Genomic DNA, 17,544 nt, shown 5'->3' with positions numbered 1-17,544 from the left:
CGGCCATGCCAAAACTGAACAACAGCACCGCTCCGATGCCTTTCCCGATCCTGATCGGCGATATCGGCGGCACGAATGCCCGCTTCTCCGTCCTGAGCGATGCCTATGCCGAGCCGAAGCAGTTTCCGAACGTGCGCACGGCGGATTTCGCCACGATCGACGAAGCGATCCAGCAAGGCGTTCTCGACAAGACCGCCGTGCAGCCGCGCTCGGCGATCCTCGCCGTCGCCGGCCCGATCAGCGACGACGAGATCCCGCTGACCAATTGCGACTGGGTGGTGCGGCCGAAGACGATGATCGAGGGCCTCGGCATAGAGGATGTGCTCGTCGTCAACGATTTCGAGGCGCAGGCGCTGGCGATCGCCGCGCTTTCGGATGAAAACCGCGAGCGCATCGGCGACGCCACCGGCGACATGATCGCCTCCCGCGTCGTGCTCGGACCCGGCACCGGCCTCGGCGTCGGCGGGCTCGTGCATGCCCAGCACAGCTGGATCCCGGTTCCCGGCGAAGGCGGCCATGTCGATCTCGGACCGCGCAGTAAGCGCGACTATGACATCTTCCCGCATATCGAGACGATCGAAGGCCGCGTTTCGGCCGAGCAGATCCTCTGCGGCCGCGGCCTCGTCAACCTCTACCATGCCATCTGCATTGTCGACGGCATCCAGCCGACGATGAAGGATCCGGCCGACATCACCTCGCACGCGCTTGCCGGCAGCGACAAGGCGGCCATCGAGACTGTCTCGCTGTTTGCCACCTATCTCGGCCGCGTGGCGGGCGACATGGCGATGGTGTTCATGGCGCGCGGCGGAGTCTATCTCTCCGGCGGCATCTCGCAGAAGATCATCCCGGCGCTAAAGAGACCGGAATTCCGCATCGCCTTCGAGGACAAGGCACCGCATACGGCGCTGCTTCGCACCATCCCGACCTATGTGGTGACGCATCCGCTGGCAGCGCTCGCTGGGCTTTCCTCCTATGCGCGCATGCCGGCGAATTTCGGCGTCTCGACCGAGGGCCGCCGCTGGCGCCGTTAGGCCCGGCACGCAAAGCAAATAGAGCGTCCTTGGCGCGTCCTATCCGGGCGCGCGGCGCTCTAGCCAAACCGCTCCCAACTCTTTATAGACCCCGGCAAATGTGCGCGTCGCCTTCGCGGGGCGCTTGGTCCGAGACAGGAAACCTCATTTTTGGAAGCGGCGGAAAGCAGAACGCAGAGCGTCAGCAGCGATACCGTAACCGGCATCCTGAAGCGCATCATCGCTGAAAACGGCCGCGACCATCTGTGGGGCTATGTCTTTGCGATCGCCTGCCTCATCGTGGTGGCGCTTTCGACGGCGTTCACCGCCTGGATCATGCGAGCGATCATCGACGAGGCCTTCGCCAATCGGCGCGCCGACGTCGTCTGGATCATCTGTCTTTCGATCTTCATCGCCTTCGTGCTGCGCGGTTTTGCGAGCTACGGTCAGGCGGTGGCGCTGTCCAAGGTCGGCAACGATATCGTCGCCCGCTACCAGCGCCGGCTCTATGCGCATCTGATGACGCTTTCGGTCGGCTTCTTCAGCGAGGCGCGCTCTGCCCATATCGCCGCGCAGGTGAGCCAGAACGTCAGCGGCATCCGCGACGTGCTCAACCTGACGATCACCTCGACAGTGCGCGACCTGCTGACCTTCGTTTCGCTGCTCGCCGTGATGATCCTCCAGGATCCGCTGCTCAGCCTTGCCGTGTTCATCATGGCCCCGCCGCTGCTTTATGCGCTGCGTTATGTTTCCAAGCGGCTGCGCTCGGCGACGCGCGAGGCCGTGCATCTGAACAGCCACGTTCTCGGCGCCATGCAGGAAACGATCCAGGGTATCGCCATCGTGAAAGCCTTCACGATGGAAGAAGAACTGGAAGGCAAGGTCAACAAACTCATCAAGGGCGCCGAAAGCCGGGCGAACCGGATTGCCCGGCTTTCCGAACGCACTTCTCCTCTGACGGAAAGTTTCGCGGGCTTTGCCGTCGCCAGCGTGCTTGCCTATGCCGCCTACCGCTCGATCTATAACAATGTGCCGCCAGGCGCCTTCTTCTCCTTCGTCACGGCGCTGCTGCTTGCCTATGATCCGGCCCGCCGGCTTGCCCGCCTGCAGGTGCAGATGGAGCGCGCCGTCGTCAATGCGCGGATGATCTATGAATTGCTCGACATGGAACCGCGCCAGCGCGACCTGCCGGATGCCCGGCCGCTGACGGTGACGCAGGCAAGGATCGAATTCCGCAATGTGTCCTTCGCCTACGGCAATGAGAGCGTGCTCAGCGGCGTCAGTTTCATCGCCGAGGGCGGTGCGACCACCGCACTTGTCGGTCCCTCCGGCGCCGGCAAATCCACCGTCATCAGCCTCATTCCGCGCTTCTACGATCCGCGCGAGGGCGAGATCCTCATCGACGGGCAGGACATCGCCCACATCACCAAGAAGTCGCTGCGCCAGCAGCTCGCCTATGTCTCGCAGCAGCCCTACCTGTTCGAGGGCACGATCCGCGACAATATCCGCTATGGCCGGTCGGAAGCGACCGATGCCGAGGTGGAAGAAGCGGCGCGGCTTGCCTATGCGCATGACTTCATCTCAGCACAGCCGCAGGGTTACGAGACGGCGGTCGGCGAAAACGGCGTGACGCTTTCCGGCGGCCAGCGCCAGCGGCTGTCGATCGCACGCGCCCTGGTGCGCAATGCGCCGATCCTGCTTCTCGACGAGGCGACCTCGGCCCTCGACACCGAATCCGAAGCAGCCGTGCAGAAGGCGCTCGACGAAGCGATGAGCGGACGCACCGTCGTCGTCATCGCCCACCGGCTTTCGACCGTGGTGCGCGCCGACAAGATCGTCGTCATGCAGCAGGGCCGCGTCGTCGAGGAAGGCAATCACGAGACGCTTGCGAAGGTCAGCGACGGTCTTTACGCTCGCCTCAACAATCTGCAGAGGCCTTCGGCCTCCGATTCAAACTGACCTGGCGAGACTGACATGAGCGATGCTGCGATGAAACTGGTGGTAGTTGGCGCAGCCGGACGCATGGGGCAGACGCTGATCCGGCTCATCCATTCCATCGAACGTGTCACGCTACATGCCGCGGTCGAGCGTGCCGGCTCGCCCTTCGTCGGCAAGGATGCCGGCGAGATCGCCGGTCTCGGCCCGACCGGCGTCATCATCGGCGACGATCCGCTCAATGCCTTTCTCGATGCCGAAGGCGTGCTCGACTTCACCTCGCCCGCTGCAACAGTAGAATTCTCAGGCCTCGCCGCGCAGGCCCGCATCGTCCATGTCATTGGCACGACGGGCTGTTTACCCGACGACAATGCCAAGATCGCCGCAGCGGCCCGCCATGCCCGCATCGTCAAGTCGGGCAATATGAGCCTCGGGGTCAATCTGCTCAGCGTGCTCGCAGAGCAGGCAGCGCGTGCGCTCGATCCTGATGACTGGGATATCGAGATCCTGGAAATGCACCACAAGCACAAGGTGGATGCGCCTTCCGGCACCGCCCTTCTGTTCGGCGAGGCCGCGGCAAAGGGGCGCAGCATCGATCTGGCCGCGAAGTCGGTCCGGGTGCGCGACGGCCATACCGGCGCCCGTGAAGCGGGCACGATCGGCTTTGCGACGCTGCGCGGCGGCTCCGTCATCGGCGAGCATTCCGTGCTTTTTGCCGGCGAAGGTGAAATCGTCACCCTATCGCACAGTGCGGCCGACCGCTCTATCTTCGCGCGTGGCGCCATCAAGGCGGCCCTTTGGGCACGCGACAAGAAGCCGGGTCTCTATTCCATGCTCGACGTGCTCGGGCTTTCTTCCTCATAACGATACTACGGAGGCATATTCATGAGCGGTACCCTCGTCCTCGTTCGCCACGGCCAGAGTGACTGGAACCTGAAGAATCTCTTCACCGGCTGGAAGGATCCCGATCTGACCGAGCTCGGCGTCCAGGAAGCTAATGCAGGCGGGGCTGCGCTCGCCGAATACGGGATTAAATTCGACGTCGCCTATACCTCGGTGCTGGTGCGCGCGCAGCACACGCTGAAGCTCATCCTCGACAAGGTCGGCCAGCCCGATCTCCAGACGATCCGAGACCAGGCGCTGAACGAGCGCGACTACGGCGACCTCTCCGGCCTCAACAAGGATGATGCACGCGCCAAGTGGGGCGAGGAACAGGTGCATATCTGGCGCCGTTCCTATGACGTGCCGCCTCCCGGCGGTGAAAGCCTGCGCGACACCGGCGCCCGCGTCTGGCCCTACTACCTCACCGAAATCCTGCCGCGCGTCCTCAGAGGCGAAAAGGTGCTGGTTGCCGCACACGGCAATTCGCTGCGCTCGCTGGTGATGGTGCTCGACAAGCTGAGCAAAGAAGGCGTGCTCGCCCTCAATCTCGCCACCGGCGTGCCCATGGTCTACACGCTGAAGGCGGATTCCACCGTCGCTTCCAAGGAAGTGCTCGGCGACATGTCCGGCGCACATTGATCTCAGCTGATCTTTCCCCGCTTCGGCGGGGAAAGGCGCTCAATTCTCGATGGTGAACTGTACCCGGTCGGCCGCGAAGCGGCTGATCGAATATTGCACCGGCACACCTTCAAGATCGGTATTCATCGCCTTGGCGATCAGCAGGATCGCGCCGGGAGTGAGTTCGAGGTCGGCCATATCGGCTGCACTCGCATGGGCGGCCGTCACTTCGGTCGTCGCCCGGACATAATCCGGCAGGCCGAGTTCGGCGAAAGCCTTGGTGATCGATTCCGCCGTCCGGTAAGCCGCACCGATACCGGCAAAGCGTTCGGCGGGAAACCAGCTCGTCGCCCTTGAAACCGGCCGCTTGTCTGCCTGGCGCAGCGTTTCCAGGCGGATCACCTGATCTCCTTGCTTCAGGCCCAGCCAGCGGGCGATCTCGGCACTCGCTTCCTCCTTTGCCTCATCGAGCAGAAGGCCGCGCATTTCACGCGCCTGATCGCCGATGCCGGCGGTGAAACGCGTGCGCCGCGTGATCGGGAAATTCAGCCGCTCCTTGCGCTCGATCAGGGTGCCGCGACCCTGTACCGCACGGACGATACCTTCCTGCGCCAGCGCCGCCAGCGCGCTGCGCACCGTATGCCGGTTGACGCCAAATTGCAGCGCCAGCATGGTTTCCGGCGGCACCATTCCCGTTTCGTCATAGGTCCCGCTGCTGATCGCCTCGCGAATCCGATCGGCGATCTGGCGCCATAGCGCCACGCCGGTTTGCCTTTGCACCTGCTTCAATCCCGCCATTCCACCCCTACCCGCTATTTCACGCCGACGATGTCACACGCTTGTCACGACATCGATTTAGAGCTAAATGTATCTTGTATAGTTGTCTATATCAATAGACATTTAAAGGGAAGCGGCGATGATATCAGCGGACAGCAAAGCCCCTGCGTCACAGACGGCATCCGGGCGCAAACGCGCCGCCGATCTGCTGGCGCGTGCGGAGCGCAGCGAACTCTCAGCGGTCTTCGATGCGCTGCCGGAAAAGCCTGTAGTCCATCAGGTGCGCGGACCGGAGACCGGGCTGGTGATGGTGCGCGGACGCATCGGCGGCGGCGGCGCTCCCTTCAATCTCGGCGAAGTGACCGTGACGCGGGCGACGGTCCGGCTTGGCTCCGGCTCGGTCGGCCATGCGCAGGCGCTCGGCACCGACCGCGAAAAGGCCAGGCTTGCGGCGATCTTCGACGCGCTCTGGCAGGAGGAAGCGACGAAGGACTTCGTCGAACAGGCCCTGCTTTTGCCGATCACTGAGCGGATCGCCGATGCCGAACGCCGCAAGGCGGACGAGACGGCGGCAACCCGCGTCGATTTCTTCACCATGGTGCGGGGAGACAACTGATGGGTCTGAAGACAGAAGCTCTGACCGGCGGCTTTGCCGAGCCGGTCTTTCATGCCCAAAGCGTCTTCAAGATGCTGATGGACGGTATGGCCCGCCCCGGCACGATCCAGACCGTTCAGCCCGATGTCGCTCCGCCGGCACCGCTTGGCATCGCCGCCGGCACGATCGCGCTGACGCTTTGCGACCACGACACGCCCGTCTGGCTTTCCCAGGGACTGGCGAGATCCGCTGTGCCGGAGTGGCTCGGCTTCCACACCGGCGCGTCGTTGACTAGCGAAAAGGCCGAGGCGCGTTTTGCCTTCACCGAGGCCGGCACCGCCCTTTCCTCCTTCGGTCTCTTTGCATCAGGCACGCAGGAATATCCCGACCGCTCGACGACCCTCATCATCGAACTCGCCGAACTCGAAGGCGGCCGCAGGCTGGCGCTGATAGGCCCAGGCATCCAGAGCGTGACGGAGATCGCGCCTATCGGCCTGCCGGAGACCTTCCTGCGGCTCTGGACCGAGAACCGTGCGCTCTTCCCGCGCGGCGTCGACATCGTGCTGACGGCGGGCAAACGTTTCCTCTGCCTGCCGCGCACCACCAAGATCACAGCAACGGAGATCTGAGCTCATGTATGTTGCCGTCAAGGGTGGCGAGGCTGCCATCACCAATGCCCATCGCCTGCTCGCCGACCGCCGCCGCGGCGACCGTGCGCTACCGGCGATCGGCATCGAACAGATCGTGGCGCAGCTGGCGCTCGCCGTCGACCGCGTCATGGCCGAGGCTTCGCTTTTCGACCGCACACTCGCAGCCCTCGCCATCCGCCAATCACGCGGCGACATGATCGAGGCGATCTTCCTGCTGCGCGCCTACCGCACGACGCTGCCGCGTTTCGGCTATTCGAAGCCGCTCGACACCGCTGATATGACGATCGAACGCCGCATCTCGGCGACCTACAAGGATCTGCCGGGCGGCCAGCTTCTTGGGCCCACCTTCGACTATACCCACCGCCTGCTCGATCCCTCGCTGCTTTCGGACGAGGCGGTCGAGACGCCCGCTCAGCGCGCCGCCGAGACCGGCCGCGTCATGCGCGTCTCCGAAATCCTCGGCGAGGAAGGCCTGATCGAGGCCGACGGCGACATGCCGGAAGATCACGAGATCGGCGACCTGACCCGCGAGCCGATGGAATTTCCGATGACCCGGGATCTGCGCCTGCAGGCGCTTGCCCGCGGCGACGAGGGCTTCCTGCTGGCGCTCGGTTATTCCACCCAGCGCGGCTACGGCCGTAATCACCCCTTTACCGGTGAAATCCGCATTGGCGACGTCGAGGTGGAATTCGACGTGCCGGAACTCGGTTTCGCCGTCTCGCTCGGCACGATCCAGATCACCGAATGCCAGATGGTCAACCAGTTCAAGGGTTCGGCCAAGGCGCCGCCGCAATTCACCCGCGGCTACGGCCTGGTCTTCGGCCAGAGCGAGCGCAAGGCGATGGCGATGTCGCTGGTCGACCGGGCGCTTCGCGCCGAAGAGCTCGGCGAGGATATCACCGCACCGGCACAGGATGAGGAATTCGTCATCTCACACTCCGACAACGTCCAGGCGACGGGCTTCGTCGAGCACCTGAAGCTTCCGCATTATGTGGACTTCCAGGCCGAACTCGATCTCGTCCGCCGTATGCGCCGCGAATTCGAAGCCGCCCGCAACGGTGGCGAAGACATGAAGGAAGCCGCCGAATGACCGATCTGGCCAGCTACAACTTCGCCTATCTCGACGAACAGACCAAGCGGATGATCCGCCGCGCCATCCTGAAGGCGATCGCCATTCCGGGTTACCAGGTGCCCTTCGCCTCGCGCGAAATGCCGATGCCCTATGGCTGGGGCACCGGCGGCGTGCAGGTGACGGCCTCGATCATCGGACCCGATGACGTGCTGAAGGTCATCGACCAGGGCGCCGACGACACGACCAACGCCGTTTCCATCCGCGCCTTCTTCCAGAAGGTCGCCAATGTCGCGGTGACGACGCATACCAAGGATGCGACGATCATCCAGACGCGCCACCGCATTCCCGAAGAAAAGCTCGGGGTCGGGCAGGTGCTCGTCTACCAGGTGCCGATCCCCGAGCCGCTGCGCTTCCTCGAGCCGCGCGAAACCGAGACGCGCAAGATGCACGCTCTCGAAGAATACGGCCTCATGCATGTGAAGCTGTACGAGGATATCGCCCATAACGGCCGCATCTCACGGACTTACGCCTATCCGGTGAAGGTCCACGGCCGCTATGTCATGGACCCGTCGCCGACGCCGAAATTCGACAATCCGAAGATGCATATGTCGGATGCGCTGCAGCTCTTCGGCGCCGGGCGCGAGAAACGCATCTATGCGGTTCCGCCCTATACCGACGTCGTCAGCCTGGATTTCGAGGATTATCCCTTCGATATCCAGCGTTTCGATAAACCCTGCGCCCTTTGCGGTGCGGAGGAAGTCTATCTCGACGAGGTGGTTCTCGACGACAAGGGCGGGCGGATGTTCGTCTGCTCCGACACCGATCATTGCGAAGACCGCCGCGCGCACGGACATGCCGGCGAGATGCTGGCCCGGGAGGCTGCAGAATGAGTGATACCCCGCTTCTCAAAGTTCACGACGTTTCAAAATTCTACGGCAACCGCATCGGCTGCCGCGACGTCTCCTTCGAGCTCTGGCCCGGCGAAGTGCTCGCCATCGTCGGCGAGTCCGGCTCCGGTAAGACGACGCTGCTCAACTGCCTCTCCACCCGGCTGCTGCCGAGCACCGGCAGCGTCGAATATCACATGCGCGACGGCAGCTACCGCGATCTCTACCGCATGAACGAGGCCGAGCGACGTTTCCTGATGCGCACCGACTGGGGCTTCGTGCATCAGAACCCGGCAGACGGCCTGCGCATGACCGTTTCTGCCGGCGCCAATGTCGGCGAACGGTTGATGGCGATCGGCGACCGGCATTACGGCAAGATCCGCGCTTCAGCGATCGACTGGCTCGAACGCGTCGAGATCGACGCCGACCGCATCGACGACCAGCCGCGCGCCTTTTCCGGCGGCATGCGCCAGCGATTGCAGATCGCCCGCAACCTCGTCACCGGCCCGCGCCTCGTCTTCATGGACGAGCCGACCGGCGGCCTCGACGTCTCGGTGCAGGCGCGCCTGCTCGATCTCGTGCGCGGCCTCGTCAACGATCTCGGCCTCTCGGCCATCATCGTCACCCACGATCTCGCCGTCGCCCGCCTGCTTTCGCACCGGATGATGGTGATGAAGGACGGCTACGTCATCGAACACGGGCTCACCGACCGCGTGCTCGACGACCCGCGCGAACCCTATACGCAGCTGCTCGTCTCCTCGATCCTGCAAGTCTGAGGCCCAAAACCAAGGAAGAAGAAATCATGGCAACGCCCCTCGTCGTTTCCGAAGTCTCGAAGAGCTTCACCATGCATCTGCGCGATGGCATCAAGTTGCCCGTCGTCTCCGATGTCGCCTTCTCGGTCGCATCGGGCGAATGCGTCGTGCTCGGTGGCCCATCGGGCATCGGCAAGAGCTCGCTGCTCAAGATGATCTACGGCAATTATGCCGTCGACACCGGCCAGATCCTCATCCGCCACGACGGACGCATCGTCGATCTCGCCTCCACCGATCCGCGCACCGTGCTCAACGTCCGCCGCAATACGCTCGGCTATGTCAGCCAGTTCCTGCGCACCGTGCCGCGCGTCGCGGCGATCGACGTGGTTGCCGAACCGCTGGTGGCACGCGGTGAGGACGCCGTCACGGCACGGGAAAAGGCGGGCGCCCTGCTCGCCAGGCTCAATCTGCCGGAAACGCTCTGGCAGCTTCCGCCCGCCACCTTCTCCGGCGGCGAGCAGCAACGCGTCAACATCGCGCGCGGTTTCATCACTGAGCATACGATCCTGCTTCTCGACGAACCCACAGCCTCGCTCGACGCCAGGAACCGCGCCGTCGTCGTCGGCATGATCGCGGAAAAGAAGAAGGCGGGTGTGGCCCTTCTCGGCATCTTCCACGACGAAGAAGTGCGCGAAGCCGTCGCCGACCGCATCCTCGACGTCCAGCAATTCTCACCCAGAAAGATCGCCGCATGAGCCGCAAGCTGGGTATCGAGCCCTATTTTCATGAGACGGCAACCGTCAGCGATTCCACCTTCGGGCGCTATACCGAGGTTTCCGAACGCTGCCGCATCAGCGAGGCCACGTTCGGCGACTATTCCTACATCATGCAGGATGGTTCCGTCTGGTGTGCGACGATCGGCAAATTCGTCAATATCGCCGCCGCCGTGCGCATCAACGCCACCAACCGTCCGACCTGGCGCGCGACGCTGCATCATTTTACCTATCGCGCCGCCGACTACTGGCCGGACGGCGACATGGAGACGGACTTCTTCGCCTGGCGGCGGGCAAACCGCGTGACGATCGGCAACGACGTCTGGATAGGCCACGGGGCGACGATCCTGCCCGGCGTCAACGTCGGCAACGGCGCGGTGATCGGAGCCGGCGCCGTCGTGTCTAAGGACGTCGCGCCCTATGCGATCGTCGGCGGCGTACCGGCCAAACTCATCCGCGAGCGCTTTCCAAGAGAGGTCGGCGAACGGATGGACAGGCTTGCGTGGTGGGACTGGGAGCACGACCGGCTGCGCCAGGCACTCCAGGATTTCCGCAACCTGAACGCGGAAGATTTCCTGTCCCGTTACCACGGTTAAACCCCCGATATAGGGGCGGAGAATTGTGACAGGACTTACACAAAAACGACATGCGAGGTTCATCAAGCGGGACTAATGCGATGCTGACCAAAGCCTGGATCGCAAGGGAAGAGCATGATGTTCGAGCTGAAGAATGTCACACGTCGTTTCGGAAAAAAGCTCGCCGTCGATTCCGTCACGCTCGCCATTCCCCAGGGCCAGATGGTCGGCATCATCGGCCGCTCCGGCGCCGGCAAGTCGACGCTGCTGCGCATGATCAATCGCCTTCAGGAGCCGAGCTCCGGCTCCGTTCATTTCGCCGGTGTCGAGGTCTCCGGGCTTCGCGGCCAGGCGTTGCGCAACTGGCAGCGCGACTGCGCGATGATCTTCCAGCAGTTCAACCTGGTGCCGCGCCTCGACGTTCTCACCAATGTCATGCTCGGCCGCCTCAACCACCGCTCGACGCTGATGAGCCTGCTCAACATCTTCACCCGCGAGGAACGTGTGCATGCCATCGCGGCACTCGAACGTCTCGGCATCGAGCAGACGGCGCTGCAGGCAGCCGGCACGCTTTCCGGCGGCCAGCAGCAGCGCGTGGCGATCGCCCGGGCGCTGTTGCAGAACCCGAAAATGGTTCTCGCCGACGAGCCGATCGCCTCTCTCGACCCGCTGAACGCCAAGATCGTCATGGATGCGTTGCGCGACATCAACGAGCGCGAGGGCATCACCGTCATCACCAACCTTCACACGCTCGACACCGCCCGCAACTATTGTGAGCGCATCGTCGGCATGGCCGGCGGCCGCGTCGTCTTCGACGGCAAGCCCGCGGAACTGACCGCCGAAGCGGTGAAGGAGATCTACGGGACGGACAAGGACGGCGCCGGCATCGATGAAACGGTGACCTCGACATCAATCAATATCGCCCCTGAGCGGGCAGACAATCAATCCGCCGGCACACAGCCGCTGGCGCTGGCCGGCCTCTGAGAGAGGCAGCCGCGATCGAGCGCCCGCGTCAAGGGCACACTTCTTCGTAACGGGAAGGCCGGGGACACCGGTCAATAGGAGAGAACATGTTGAAGAAAGCACTCTTTGCGGCAACGGCGCTCTTCGCGCTCGCCGGCGCTGCCCACGCTGCAGACCTCAAGGAATTCCGCATCGGCATCCTCGGCGGCGAAAACGAAACCGACCGCCTGCGCAACTATGCCTGCCTTGCCGACCACCTGGAACAGGAATTCGGCTTCGAGAAGGTTTCGCTCTTCCCGGCCGCCGACTATGACGGCGTGATCCAGGGCCTGCTCGGTGGCACGCTCGACTTCGCCGAACTCGGCGCCTCCGGCTATGCCGCCGTCTACATCAAGGAGCCGAAGGCTGTCACGCCGATCCTGACGACGCAGCAGAAGGACGGCTCGACGGGCTATTACTCGATCGGCCTCGCTCTGAAGTCCTCCGGCATCAAGTCCATCAAGGACGCCAAGGGCAAGAAGCTCGGCTACGCCGATCCTGATTCCACCTCCGGTTACCTCGTTCCGCTGACGCAGATCCCGAAGGACACGGGCATGCCGAACGACAAGTTCTTCGCCTCGACCCAGTTCAACGGCGGCCACGAGAACAACCTTCTCGCTGCCTATGACGGCAAGGTCGACATTGCCGTCGACGATAGCTCCGGCATCGGCGACTTCAAGGACGGCTACACCTCCGGTACCTTCCGCAAGGAAGTCGACAAGGGCGCCGTCGATCCGAACAAGCTGGTCGAAGTATGGCGTTCGCCGCTGATCCCGAACGGCCCGCTCGTCGTTCGCAACGCTCTCGGCGAAGAGTGGCAGACGAAGCTTGCAGCCTTCTTCACGGCTCTGCCGGAAAAGGACCACAAGTGCTTCGCCGCTGTCGAAGGCGGCGACTACAAGGGTTACGCCCCCGTCAAGCACGACTTCTACAATGCCGTCGTCGACGTCCGCAAAGCTGCCATCGGCGGCTGATGGGGTTTTTCGAATGCAGGGCGGCCGGAAACGGCCGCCCTTTATCTTGTGACTAGAACTGTGCGCGTCCTTTCGAGAGCCGCAAAGGACGCTGAAGCACTTTGAATTGCGCAGTAGGCGAGGCGTTGATGACTATTGCCAATACACAGCCGCAGATGCAGAGCACCAAGGAGATCGGCACCGCCTGGGACCGGATGGTCGCCAAGCGCCGCTTCTATACCGTTCTCGGCCTGGTTATCCTGATTGCGGCTTTCGTCAGCTCTGTCCGCTTCGCCGATGAGAGCAATGCCGGCCATTTCTTCGACCGCCTGCCGCATCTCTTCGACTTCCTGAGCTGGCTCATCCCCAAGGATTGGCACGACGTCTGGCGCGCGCTGTTTGATATAGCGAGCGTCAACGACAAGGGCGGCGAGGAATTCAATTTCGACAGGGGCCGCGTCTATGTCTGGGGCGCCTTCTACATTCCCGAATATTTCGAGCTAATGATCGTCACGATCAACGTCGCGTTGATTTCGACCATCATCGCCTTCGTCTTTGCCGTCCCCTTGAGCTTCTTTGCCGCTCGCAACCTGACAAATTCATGGCCGCTGCGCATCGTCACCAAGCGGCTGATGGAATTCCTGCGCGCCTTCCCGGAAATCGTCATTGCCGGGCTGTTTTCGGCGATCCTGTCGATCGGGCCGGTCGCCGCCATCATCGCCATCACCCTGCACACGATCGGCGCGCTCGGAAAACTCTTCTACGAAGTGGCCGAGAATATCGACATGAAGCCGCATGAGGGCATGAAGGCCGTCGGCGCCAACTGGTGGGAGCGTATCCGCTTTGCCGCCCTGCCGCAGGTGTTGCCGAATTTCACCTCCTATGCGCTGCTGCGCCTTGAGATCAACGTGCGCGCCTCGACCATCATCGGCGCCGTCGGCGGCGGCGGCATCGGCGAGGAGCTGAAGCTTTCGATTTCGCGCGGCTTCGGCGCCAAGACGGTGGCGCTCGTTCTCCTGCTGTTCGTGACGATCGTCGCCGTCGACCAGTTCTCCGCATGGCTGCGCCGCCGCCTTGTCGGCGAGCACGCCTTCCTCCTGCAACATTGAGGCCGCCATGACGGTGATCGACGCAAACCGCATGCACGAGATAGAAACGCGCTATCCGGAATATTTCCACCGGTCGTTCCGCCAGCGTTTCGGCGGGCTGATGATCCTCATCGCAACGCTGCTCTACAGCCTCTATGCCGTCTGGTTCTTCGACTTGCCCAAGCTTTTCGCCGAAGCGCATTGGGAGCGCGTCGGCATCTATCTCTGCCAATGGGTGAGCTACGATGTCCAGCCGGAATTCCGCATCGAGGATGACGGCTCGATCGACATCCGTTATCCGCGTTTCTCGCCGCTCGGCGACAATCCGCATCCGGACTGGCTGGTCAACAACCCCGACGGCAGCATCACCGTTTCGATCAGCGGCACCAGCCGCAGCGTCACCGTCTCGAAGAGCGAGACGATCGTGACCGCGCATGGCGTCAGCGTCCCGGTGGACGTTTCGAGCGGTGCGCCGAAAGTCGTCGGACCCGTGCCCGGCTGGATGACTGTTTATGACGACAACGTGCTGGCCGATCTCGGCTTTGCCGGCAATGTCAGCATTTCCGTCGACCGGGTGAAGATCCGCAAACGTTTCATCGGCTGGGCGAATTTCATCTTCGACACGCAATCATCCTTCTTCGACAAGCCGGTCGGCGAGGTCGTCAGCCTCATCGTCTCCGGTCCGCGCATCAAGCCCGACCAATCCAACCTGTCGCTCGCCTTCGACGATATTTGGAACAACAGCGAATGGCAGCACGGCGACGTCTGGACCAAGCTTTTCCAGACGATCGTCATGGCATTCCTCGGCACGCTGCTCGGCTCGCTTACCGCCTTCCCGCTCGCCTTCCTGGCAGCGCGCAACATCACGCCGAACCGCCTGTTGAACCAGATCCTGAAGCGCTTCTTCGATTTCCTGCGCTCGGTCGACATGCTGATCTGGGCGCTGTTCCTGACGCGCGCCTTCGGGCCCGGCCCGCTTGCCGGCAGCGGTGCGATCTTCCTCACCGAGACCGGCACGCTCGGCAAGCTCTATTCCGAAGGCCTCGAGAATATCGACAACAAGCCGCGGGAAGGCATCAAATCAACAGGCGCTCAGACCGTGCTCGTGCATCGTTATGGCATTATGCCGCAGATCGTTCCCGTCTTCGTCAGCCAGACGCTCTACCAATGGGAATCGAACGTGCGCGGCGCGACTATTATCGGCGCTGTCGGCGCCGGCGGCATCGGCCTCAAACTGTGGGAGGCCATGCGCACCAATGCCAATTGGGAAAACGTCGCCTACATGGTCATTCTGATCCTGATCGTCGTCTTCATTTTCGACACCGCCTCGAACGCGTTGCGCCACCGGCTGATGGGCACGAAAGCCCACTGATCCATCCGTCAAAGCAGTGTCGGCGTTGCCGCCATCATCATTCTGTCACGGAAATCTTTTAGCCGGGAGCCTGCTTGCGGTTCGCCGCCAAATCACTGCACAGTGCCCTCCCCGTTTGGACGATCTCCAGGATAAAAGCCTTGCGCTACGCTCTCTATTTCTCGCCGCCGAAGGATGATCCCCTGACCGGCGCGGCCTCGCTCTGGCTCGGCCGCAATGCTTTCACCGGCGAGACCTATCCGGCACCGGAATATGAGCAACTGGGTGCTGCAGAACAGTTCGAGCTGACCGCCGACCCCCGCCGCTACGGCTTTCATGCCACGATCAAGGCGCCCTTTTCGCTCGCCTCTTCCGTCACCGAGAAAGATCTCATGACCGTTGCCGAGGATTTTGCCCAGCGCACGCAAGCCTTCGAGATTCCTGAACTCGTACTTGGCCAGCTCGGCCGTTTTTTTGCCCTCGTTCCCGGTTCTCTTCATCAACCTCTTCAGGATTTCGCCGCGAAGGTGGTAAGGTCCTTCGAACCGTTCCGCGCAGCGCTTTCCGAGGCCGATATGGCGCGGCGCAATCCGGAGAAGCTCAGCGACAGCCAGCGCGCCCATCTGCAGCGCTGGGGTTATCCTTACGTCATGGAGGATTTCGGCTTTCACATGACGCTGAGCGGCCAAGTGCCCGAGACACGCGCCGCAGTGATGAAAGCGATCCTGACCGAGCGGTTTGCCGATTTCACCGGCCGGCCGCTTTCGATTTCCGGCCTTGCCGTCTTCATCGAGGAGACGCGCGGTGCGCCATTCGAAGTTCATTCCTGGCTGCCGCTTGCCGGCGCCAAAAGCTGAAAGACCTGACGACATGAGCAAAGAGACCGTGTTTTCCAACGCCCGCATCGTTCTCGAGGACGACATCCTCTCGGGCTCGATCCTCATCCGCGACGGGAAGATCGCCGACATCTCCGGGGGTAACTCGGTAGCCGGCGAAGATTTCGAAGGCGACTACGTCATTCCCGGCCTCGTCGAGCTGCACACCGATCATCTCGAAGGCCATTATCAGCCGCGCCCCGGCATTCGCTGGAACAAGACCGCCGCCATCCAGGCGCATGACGCCCAGATCGTCACCTCAGGCATTACCACGGTGTTCGACTGCCTGCGCATGGGTGCGGACGAGGACGGCGGCTTCGAACATGGCGAGATGCGCGAGATGGCCGATGCCATCCAGTCGGCAGAGACGGAAGGCAGGCTGCGTGCCGAGCACCTGCTTCATTTGCGCTGCGAGGTCTCGGCCGACAATGTGCTCGAACATTTCGCCGACTTCGAAAACGACCGGCATGTGCGGCTCGTCTCGCTGATGGATCATGCGCCCGGCCAGCGTCAGTTCCAGACGATGGATCAATATATCTTCTACTACCAGAAGAAGCGGGGCCTCAGCGACGAGGCCTTCGCCCGTTTCGTCGCCAAGCGCCAGGCAGAATCGGCGCGTAATTCGACGCCACACCGCAACGCCATCGCCAAGGTCTGCGCCGAGCGCGGTATCACCGTGGCAAGCCATGACGATGCGACGCTCTCGCACGTCGACGAGGCGATCGACAACGGTGTGCGCCTGGCCGAGTTCCCGACCAGCTTCGACGCCGCCCGGGCGTCGCACGGACATGGCATGAGCGTGCTGATGGGCGCGCCGAACATCGTGCGTGGCAAATCCCATTCCGGCAATATCGCCGCCCGCGACCTTGCCGAGATGGGGGTGCTCGACGTGCTTTCCTCCGACTACGTACCGCTCAGCCTGCTGCATGCGCCGTTCATCCTCGCCGACGAGGTCGAGAGCATCAGCCTGCCGAAGGCGATCGCCATGGTGACGTCGACGCCCGCCCGCACCGTCGGCCTCGATGACCGCGGCCGGATCGCGACGGGGCTGCGCGCCGATCTCGTCCGCGTCCACCGTTCGCACGGCGTGCCGGTGACACGCTCCGTATGGCGCCAGGGACGCCGTGTCGCATGACGATGTCGCACGAACCCCACGCAGGAGCCGGAGCCGAGCGCGGCATCATGGTCGTCGTCGTCGGACCGAGCGGCGCCGGCAAGGACACGCTGATGAACCTCGCGGCCCGGCGTTTCAAGGGCCGCGACGATGTGCATTTCGTCCGCCGCGTCATTACCCGTCACCGTGACGCCGGCGGCGAAGACCATCTTTCCGTCTCCCTCGAAGGTTTTGCCGCCATGGAGCAATCGGGCTCCTTCGCCGTCTGGTGGGAGGCGCACGGCCTGAAATACGGCATTCCGGCCGAGGTTTCGGTGGCGCTGTCGCGAGGTCACATTGTCGTCGCCAACGGTTCACGCTCGGCGCTTCACCGGTTCCAGGCCGCCTTCCCGCACCTGAAGGTCATCAACATCACCGCCCGCCCCGAAGTGCTCGCCGGCCGGCTGGAGGCGCGCGGACGCGAGACACATGAAGACATCATGGCACGGCTCGCCCGCGGACCGCTGACGGTGCGCGGCGAATACGACGTGACCGAACTCGACAACAGCGGCTCGCTCGAAGAGGCCGAGCAGAAGATGATCGAGATCCTCGACGGATTGCTGACCAAGGCGCCCTGAACAGATCGAGAGGAA

19 protein-coding genes are annotated in these 17,544 nt (G+C 63.1%); 18 read left to right on the top strand and 1 reads right to left on the bottom strand.

Going from position 1 to position 17,544, the window contains the following annotated elements; genetic code table 11:
• Positions 1 to 5 precede the first annotated feature (5 nt).
• The 4 genes from AC245Y_RS22920 to AC245Y_RS22905 all read left to right on the top strand — a co-directional run bounded on the left by AC245Y_RS22920 (position 6) and on the right by AC245Y_RS22905 (position 4,466).
• The gene (locus tag AC245Y_RS22920; protein WP_017995694.1) at positions 6 to 1,031 is read left to right on the top strand and encodes a glucokinase; all 1,026 of its coding nucleotides are present in this window, start codon (positions 6 to 8) and stop codon (positions 1,029 to 1,031) included.
• Between the two features lie 150 nt (positions 1,032 to 1,181).
• Positions 1,182 to 2,969 carry an ABC transporter ATP-binding protein gene (locus AC245Y_RS22915; RefSeq protein ID WP_017995693.1) on the top strand — a complete coding sequence of 596 codons (1,788 nt, stop codon included), beginning with the start codon at positions 1,182 to 1,184 and terminating at the stop codon, positions 2,967 to 2,969.
• A 15-nt stretch (positions 2,970 to 2,984) separates the two neighbouring features.
• Entirely contained in the window at positions 2,985 to 3,809 is an 825-nt protein-coding gene (dapB, locus tag AC245Y_RS22910) for a 4-hydroxy-tetrahydrodipicolinate reductase (protein WP_017995692.1), read from the top strand.
• A 21-nt stretch (positions 3,810 to 3,830) separates the two neighbouring features.
• Positions 3,831 to 4,466, top strand: a complete 636-nt coding sequence (locus AC245Y_RS22905; protein ID WP_012759696.1) for a 2,3-bisphosphoglycerate-dependent phosphoglycerate mutase — start codon at positions 3,831 to 3,833, stop codon at positions 4,464 to 4,466.
• A 39-nt stretch (positions 4,467 to 4,505) separates the two neighbouring features.
• Here AC245Y_RS22905 and phnF read toward each other — a convergent pair whose 3' ends face one another.
• Positions 4,506 to 5,243, bottom strand: a complete 738-nt coding sequence (gene phnF / locus AC245Y_RS22900) for a phosphonate metabolism transcriptional regulator PhnF (RefSeq protein ID WP_017995691.1) — start codon at positions 5,241 to 5,243, stop codon at positions 4,506 to 4,508.
• 118 nt (positions 5,244 to 5,361) lie between these two features.
• Here phnF and phnG point away from each other — a divergent pair, with 118 nt between their 5' ends.
• From phnG to phnN, 14 genes are all read left to right on the top strand, one after another.
• Positions 5,362 to 5,838, top strand: a complete 477-nt coding sequence (gene phnG, locus AC245Y_RS22895; protein ID WP_017995690.1) for a phosphonate C-P lyase system protein PhnG — start codon at positions 5,362 to 5,364, stop codon at positions 5,836 to 5,838.
• Complete coding sequence (gene phnH, locus AC245Y_RS22890; RefSeq protein ID WP_017995689.1) at positions 5,838 to 6,446, top strand: phosphonate C-P lyase system protein PhnH; 609 nt, start codon at positions 5,838 to 5,840, stop codon at positions 6,444 to 6,446. The genes phnG and phnH overlap by 1 nt, the downstream gene beginning before the upstream one ends.
• 4 nt (positions 6,447 to 6,450) lie before the next feature.
• Complete coding sequence (locus AC245Y_RS22885; protein WP_017995688.1) at positions 6,451 to 7,557, top strand: carbon-phosphorus lyase complex subunit; 1,107 nt, start codon at positions 6,451 to 6,453, stop codon at positions 7,555 to 7,557.
• A complete protein-coding gene (locus AC245Y_RS22880; RefSeq protein WP_012759691.1) occupies positions 7,554 to 8,429 on the top strand; it encodes an alpha-D-ribose 1-methylphosphonate 5-phosphate C-P-lyase PhnJ in 876 nt (291 codons plus the stop codon). The genes AC245Y_RS22885 and AC245Y_RS22880 overlap by 4 nt, the downstream gene beginning before the upstream one ends.
• Positions 8,426 to 9,202 carry a phosphonate C-P lyase system protein PhnK gene (gene phnK / locus AC245Y_RS22875; protein WP_003544413.1) on the top strand — a complete coding sequence of 259 codons (777 nt, stop codon included), beginning with the start codon at positions 8,426 to 8,428 and terminating at the stop codon, positions 9,200 to 9,202. The genes AC245Y_RS22880 and phnK overlap by 4 nt, the downstream gene beginning before the upstream one ends.
• 26 nt (positions 9,203 to 9,228) lie before the next feature.
• Positions 9,229 to 9,936 (top strand): phosphonate C-P lyase system protein PhnL, encoded by a 708-nt coding sequence (gene phnL / locus AC245Y_RS22870; RefSeq protein WP_003544411.1) that lies wholly within the window; start codon positions 9,229 to 9,231, stop codon positions 9,934 to 9,936.
• Positions 9,933 to 10,550, top strand: a complete 618-nt coding sequence (locus AC245Y_RS22865; protein ID WP_017995687.1) for a DapH/DapD/GlmU-related protein — start codon at positions 9,933 to 9,935, stop codon at positions 10,548 to 10,550. The genes phnL and AC245Y_RS22865 overlap by 4 nt, the downstream gene beginning before the upstream one ends.
• Before the next feature lie 117 nt (positions 10,551 to 10,667).
• Positions 10,668 to 11,513, top strand: coding sequence for a phosphonate ABC transporter ATP-binding protein (gene phnC, locus AC245Y_RS22860; protein WP_032996508.1), 846 nt, complete (start codon positions 10,668 to 10,670; stop codon positions 11,511 to 11,513).
• A gap of 86 nt (positions 11,514 to 11,599) precedes the next feature.
• On the top strand, positions 11,600 to 12,505 hold the full coding sequence (gene phnD, locus AC245Y_RS22855; RefSeq protein WP_017995685.1) for a phosphonate ABC transporter substrate-binding protein: 906 nt from the start codon (positions 11,600 to 11,602) through the stop codon (positions 12,503 to 12,505).
• Positions 12,506 to 12,633: 128 nt separating this feature from the next.
• Positions 12,634 to 13,593, top strand: coding sequence for a phosphonate ABC transporter, permease protein PhnE (phnE, locus tag AC245Y_RS22850; RefSeq protein WP_012759686.1), 960 nt, complete (start codon positions 12,634 to 12,636; stop codon positions 13,591 to 13,593).
• A 7-nt stretch (positions 13,594 to 13,600) separates the two neighbouring features.
• On the top strand, positions 13,601 to 14,944 hold the full coding sequence (gene phnE, locus AC245Y_RS22845; protein WP_017995684.1) for a phosphonate ABC transporter, permease protein PhnE: 1,344 nt from the start codon (positions 13,601 to 13,603) through the stop codon (positions 14,942 to 14,944).
• 140 nt (positions 14,945 to 15,084) lie between these two features.
• Positions 15,085 to 15,780 (top strand): DUF1045 domain-containing protein, encoded by a 696-nt coding sequence (locus AC245Y_RS22840; protein ID WP_017995683.1) that lies wholly within the window; start codon positions 15,085 to 15,087, stop codon positions 15,778 to 15,780.
• A gap of 13 nt (positions 15,781 to 15,793) precedes the next feature.
• Positions 15,794 to 16,933: an alpha-D-ribose 1-methylphosphonate 5-triphosphate diphosphatase gene (locus AC245Y_RS22835; RefSeq protein ID WP_026157533.1), complete on the top strand. Its 1,140-nt coding sequence runs from the start codon at positions 15,794 to 15,796 to the stop codon at positions 16,931 to 16,933.
• Complete coding sequence (phnN, locus tag AC245Y_RS22830; RefSeq protein WP_017995681.1) at positions 16,930 to 17,529, top strand: phosphonate metabolism protein/1,5-bisphosphokinase (PRPP-forming) PhnN; 600 nt, start codon at positions 16,930 to 16,932, stop codon at positions 17,527 to 17,529. The genes AC245Y_RS22835 and phnN overlap by 4 nt, the downstream gene beginning before the upstream one ends.
• Positions 17,530 to 17,544: the final 15 nt, after the last annotated feature.

Source organism: Rhizobium sp. SRDI943, from assembly GCF_057653695.1.
This window is presented reverse-complemented; position numbering and strand designations above follow the sequence as displayed.

Excerpts from the sequence above, each read along its gene's own strand:
- AC245Y_RS22920 (WP_017995694.1), top strand. The coding sequence starts at position 6 with ATGCCAAAACTGAACAACAGCACCGCTCCGATGCCTTTCCCGATCCTG.
- dapB (WP_017995692.1), top strand. The coding sequence starts at position 2,985 with ATGAGCGATGCTGCGATGAAACTGGTGGTAGTTGGCGCAGCCGGACGC.
- AC245Y_RS22905 (WP_012759696.1), top strand. The coding sequence starts at position 3,831 with ATGAGCGGTACCCTCGTCCTCGTTCGCCACGGCCAGAGTGACTGGAAC.
- phnF (WP_017995691.1), bottom strand. The coding sequence starts at position 5,243 with ATGGCGGGATTGAAGCAGGTGCAAAGGCAAACCGGCGTGGCGCTATGG.
- phnG (WP_017995690.1), top strand. The coding sequence starts at position 5,362 with ATGATATCAGCGGACAGCAAAGCCCCTGCGTCACAGACGGCATCCGGG.
- phnH (WP_017995689.1), top strand. The coding sequence starts at position 5,838 with ATGGGTCTGAAGACAGAAGCTCTGACCGGCGGCTTTGCCGAGCCGGTC.
- AC245Y_RS22885 (WP_017995688.1), top strand. The coding sequence starts at position 6,451 with ATGTATGTTGCCGTCAAGGGTGGCGAGGCTGCCATCACCAATGCCCAT.
- AC245Y_RS22880 (WP_012759691.1), top strand. The coding sequence starts at position 7,554 with ATGACCGATCTGGCCAGCTACAACTTCGCCTATCTCGACGAACAGACC.
- phnK (WP_003544413.1), top strand. The coding sequence starts at position 8,426 with ATGAGTGATACCCCGCTTCTCAAAGTTCACGACGTTTCAAAATTCTAC.
- phnL (WP_003544411.1), top strand. The coding sequence starts at position 9,229 with ATGGCAACGCCCCTCGTCGTTTCCGAAGTCTCGAAGAGCTTCACCATG.
- AC245Y_RS22865 (WP_017995687.1), top strand. The coding sequence starts at position 9,933 with ATGAGCCGCAAGCTGGGTATCGAGCCCTATTTTCATGAGACGGCAACC.
- phnC (WP_032996508.1), top strand. The coding sequence starts at position 10,668 with ATGTTCGAGCTGAAGAATGTCACACGTCGTTTCGGAAAAAAGCTCGCC.
- phnD (WP_017995685.1), top strand. The coding sequence starts at position 11,600 with ATGTTGAAGAAAGCACTCTTTGCGGCAACGGCGCTCTTCGCGCTCGCC.
- phnE (WP_012759686.1), top strand. The coding sequence starts at position 12,634 with ATGACTATTGCCAATACACAGCCGCAGATGCAGAGCACCAAGGAGATC.
- phnE (WP_017995684.1), top strand. The coding sequence starts at position 13,601 with ATGACGGTGATCGACGCAAACCGCATGCACGAGATAGAAACGCGCTAT.
- AC245Y_RS22835 (WP_026157533.1), top strand. The coding sequence starts at position 15,794 with ATGAGCAAAGAGACCGTGTTTTCCAACGCCCGCATCGTTCTCGAGGAC.
- phnN (WP_017995681.1), top strand. The coding sequence starts at position 16,930 with ATGACGATGTCGCACGAACCCCACGCAGGAGCCGGAGCCGAGCGCGGC.